6 protein-coding genes are annotated in these 3,144 nt (G+C 44.7%); all 6 read left to right on the plus strand.

Annotation, left to right across the window (positions count from 1 at the left end; all coding sequences use genetic code 11):
* The first annotated feature begins 16 nt into the window (after window positions 1–16).
* The 6 genes from H5P27_RS02010 (at window position 17) to H5P27_RS02035 (ending at window position 3,014) form a co-directional block, all read left to right on the plus strand.
* On the plus strand, window positions 17–370 hold the full coding sequence (locus H5P27_RS02010; RefSeq protein WP_185658711.1) for a hypothetical protein: 354 nt from the start codon (window positions 17–19) through the stop codon (window positions 368–370).
* A 240-nt stretch (window positions 371–610) separates the two neighbouring features.
* Window positions 611–976 (plus strand): hypothetical protein, encoded by a 366-nt coding sequence (locus H5P27_RS02015; protein ID WP_221774574.1) that lies wholly within the window; start codon window positions 611–613, stop codon window positions 974–976.
* A gap of 147 nt (window positions 977–1,123) precedes the next feature.
* Window positions 1,124–1,609 carry a hypothetical protein gene (locus H5P27_RS02020; RefSeq protein WP_185658723.1) on the plus strand — a complete coding sequence of 162 codons (486 nt, stop codon included), beginning with the start codon at window positions 1,124–1,126 and terminating at the stop codon, window positions 1,607–1,609.
* A gap of 25 nt (window positions 1,610–1,634) precedes the next feature.
* Window positions 1,635–2,153, plus strand: a complete 519-nt coding sequence (locus H5P27_RS02025) for a hypothetical protein (RefSeq protein WP_185658724.1) — start codon at window positions 1,635–1,637, stop codon at window positions 2,151–2,153.
* 33 nt (window positions 2,154–2,186) lie between these two features.
* Window positions 2,187–2,636, plus strand: a complete 450-nt coding sequence (locus H5P27_RS02030; RefSeq protein ID WP_185658725.1) for a hypothetical protein — start codon at window positions 2,187–2,189, stop codon at window positions 2,634–2,636.
* A 24-nt stretch (window positions 2,637–2,660) separates the two neighbouring features.
* Complete coding sequence (locus tag H5P27_RS02035; protein WP_185658711.1) at window positions 2,661–3,014, plus strand: hypothetical protein; 354 nt, start codon at window positions 2,661–2,663, stop codon at window positions 3,012–3,014.
* Window positions 3,015–3,144: the final 130 nt, after the last annotated feature.

Below are 3,144 nucleotides of genomic sequence, written 5' to 3' on the forward strand. Positions count from 1 at the left end.
CGTTAGCTAGAAAAAAATGAACAGAATAACGGAATCGTACCTCAAGCATTGGGTAGCTGGACTGAAACTGATCGGTAAGCTGATTCTGTTTGTAATCGTGCTAGCAATTTTCTCGCTTCCTCTAAATTTCCTAGAAGAAGTCGTGTCAGAACAGAAAGAACAAGACACCTTCAGATTCGTCATCGTCACAGGCTACTGGATCACGATAATCCTAGTCCTACCGTTCATATACGGATTAGTCGGAAGGGTGACATACCTTGTTTCTGATGAGAGCGTTGGAGCAGAAAGCAAAAAAGATGATGAAGACGAAATTCCATGTCTAAACGGGAATATGGAGTTTGATCCAAACCTTCCACCTAGAAAGTTATGAAAAGAGTTTTAGCTAACCAGTCGCTCGATACAACTCGGGCCAAGCGCCCGAGTTGTGGACTCAGCAAGGACGTATCTCACCCTACTCTTACACGACGGCCTCTGAGCCCTCGCGTATCAGCTTAGCGTTCTACAGAAATAATCAGTGTTTAGTCTTCGCAACAGAACGATAAAGAGACTCACGAAGAGGGCTACGAAGAGCATTTCGTCCTGGACGAAGAGTAATGGACGTGAACCGACCATGGCAGATATTCAAAGTATTCCCGCCCTTGGCAAGTCCGAGCGATTCGGCTTCATCATCGTTGGAGGCGTCTTCTTGTGGGTATCTTATCTCTTAGTTTCCGATGACTCTTGGACGTTTCCTGCTTTCATTCTACCTCTATCTGGATACGTCACATTTCGAGGGGTGGTCGGGCATGAGCTAAAAATCCGAAGCGACAACACCGTCGATTTAGCGACTCCCGAAGGCTTGGTTTCTACGGCAGAAAACGAACTAACGAACTTGGGAAGAAAGCTATTGGCCTTAGACATATGCTTCGCAATACTCGTGCTCATCATTGAATTGGTATTCGGCTTTCTAGGAGCTCTAGCATCATCTCTAAGCTGAAATGAAAGAAGGTAGAACCAGTCGCTCCATACAACTCGGGCCAAGCGCTCGAGTTGCGGAACCAGCAAAGACATTTCCAACCCCACAACTTGCTCATTCGGTCTTTTAGGCCCTCGCGTATGAGCTTAGCGTTCTCCAAAATTAATTATGAAACGAAAACTAATTTTCCCACTCCTCTTAGCTACTGGATTGGCTGCATCGAACTTATCAAGTTTCAAGCGTTACGAACGTGAATTTGGAGTAACGAGCGAAGGATTTGATCCCGCAATGCTTGGAATCATTTTCTGTTTTGGTGCCATCTTTTTTCTCGGAGGAAGATCCCTAAAATCGATTGCTAAATCTCTCGGAGAAGGAATTATTAAACTAAAGAAAAGGAAGGTAGAATTTGTATTTTCCATCCTGATACTATGTCCTCTCTTTCTCCAATTTAGAGAATCAACGAAAGGAATTTTGACTGACGGAACTTCGTACATTTACACAATTGCATTTGGAGGCGATCACAGCGGACTCCTCTTTATCTTAGGTCTAGCCACTATCATTTTGTTTCAGAACCAAATTGATCCAAAAAACAAAATGGGAGAACCAGTCGGTCGTCACAACTCCGGTAAGCGCTCCGCGCTTACCTCCGCGTGACACCTCTGCGTTCGGCAAAAAAACGATGCGATACTTAGCTCTACTCCTCCTCACTATCTTTTACGGTTGTTCCGATCCAGCCGAAGAGTATCGAAGAGCAAATGATGCGTACATCGAAAGAATGAACGAAATCCTTGAGCCATACGGTAGCGGCGATATCGAGAGTTCGAAATCAGCACTCCTCAGATCTATCGAGTTTACAAAAGAAGAAATTTCGAATCGAGGAGATCACTCCGCATTTGATTGGGAACTTGCGTTGGCATACGCGAGACTCGCATGGATCGCCGAATATAAAGGGAAGAAAGACGAAGCAAAGCGATTGTTTAGCTTAGCGTCTGAGCATGAATTCAAGTCAGACGTCTTATACAGAGAAAGAATAAAAAATAATCCAAATGTCATATCCACTGATGAACACCCTAGAACTAAAGGATACTCGATTGAGGATTGGTATTCGATTCTTGATGAGGTAGATTCACGATATCAGTCAAAATGGACTAAGCCGAACCAGGCAGCCCATACAACTCCGGCCAGCGCTCCGCGCTGACCTCCGCGTATGGCTTTGACGTTCTACAGATAAATGAGAAAGACCGCACTTAGCATCTACTTCGTTTTGATGTGCTTTGCATTGATGGTGGCATCGACTGTCTTCACCGTAATCGGTGCCTACGATTTGATGAAAATGGTCCTACCGGATTATGGACTTACCGATTATCAGTACGAATATTACAAATCTTCTGATGTCCGTGATCCTTACATGGGACAGCGACTTCCGCCACCTCCAGGAACAAAAGAAAAAGAACTAACCGAAGAAGAGAAAGAAATAGAAAAGCAAGAATGGAGAGGAATCAAAGACGAAGAGTACGAAGAAGCAAAAGACATCGTCAGAGCTAAGAGCAAAAAATCATTGGGTCTAGTTGTCGTGTCACTGTTGGTTTTGTTACCGTCATTTTTGATCCACTACAAAAAACTAAAAAAGGTAGAACAAGTCGGTGGTCACAACTCCGGGGGCTGCGCCCCCTCCGCGTGACACCTCGACGTTAGCTAGAAAAAAATGAACAGAATAACGGAATCGTACCTCAAGCATTGGGTAGCTGGACTGAAACTGATCGGTAAGCTGATTCTGTTTGTAATCGTGCTAGCAATTTTCTCGCTTCCTCTAAATTTCCTAGAAGAAGTCGTGTCAGAACAGAAAGAACAAGACACCTTCAGATTCGTCATCGTCACAGGCTACTGGATCACGATAATCCTAGTCCTACCGTTCATATACGGATTAGTCGGAAGGGTGACATACCTTGTTTCTGATGAGAGCGTTGGAGCAGAAAGCAAAAAAGATGATGAAGACGAAATTCCATGTCTAAACGGGAATATGGAGTTTGATCCAAACCTTCCACCTAGAAAGTTATGAAAAGAGTTTTAGCTAACCAGTCGCTCGATACAACTCGGGCCAAGCGCCCGAGTTGTGGACTCAGCAAGGACGTATCTCACCCTACTCTTACACGACGGCCTCTGAGCCCTCGCGTATCAGCTTAGCGTTC

This window comes from Pelagicoccus albus, assembly GCF_014230145.1.
Classification (GTDB): Bacteria; Verrucomicrobiota; Verrucomicrobiia; order Opitutales; family Opitutaceae; genus Pelagicoccus; species Pelagicoccus albus.

Coding starts and splice junctions, on each gene's coding strand:
- H5P27_RS02010 (WP_185658711.1), top strand. CDS start 17: ATGAACAGAATAACGGAATCGTACCTCAAGCATTGGGTAGCTGGACTG.
- H5P27_RS02015 (WP_221774574.1), top strand. CDS start 611: ATGGCAGATATTCAAAGTATTCCCGCCCTTGGCAAGTCCGAGCGATTC.
- H5P27_RS02020 (WP_185658723.1), top strand. CDS start 1,124: ATGAAACGAAAACTAATTTTCCCACTCCTCTTAGCTACTGGATTGGCT.
- H5P27_RS02025 (WP_185658724.1), top strand. CDS start 1,635: ATGCGATACTTAGCTCTACTCCTCCTCACTATCTTTTACGGTTGTTCC.
- H5P27_RS02030 (WP_185658725.1), top strand. CDS start 2,187: ATGAGAAAGACCGCACTTAGCATCTACTTCGTTTTGATGTGCTTTGCA.
- H5P27_RS02035 (WP_185658711.1), top strand. CDS start 2,661: ATGAACAGAATAACGGAATCGTACCTCAAGCATTGGGTAGCTGGACTG.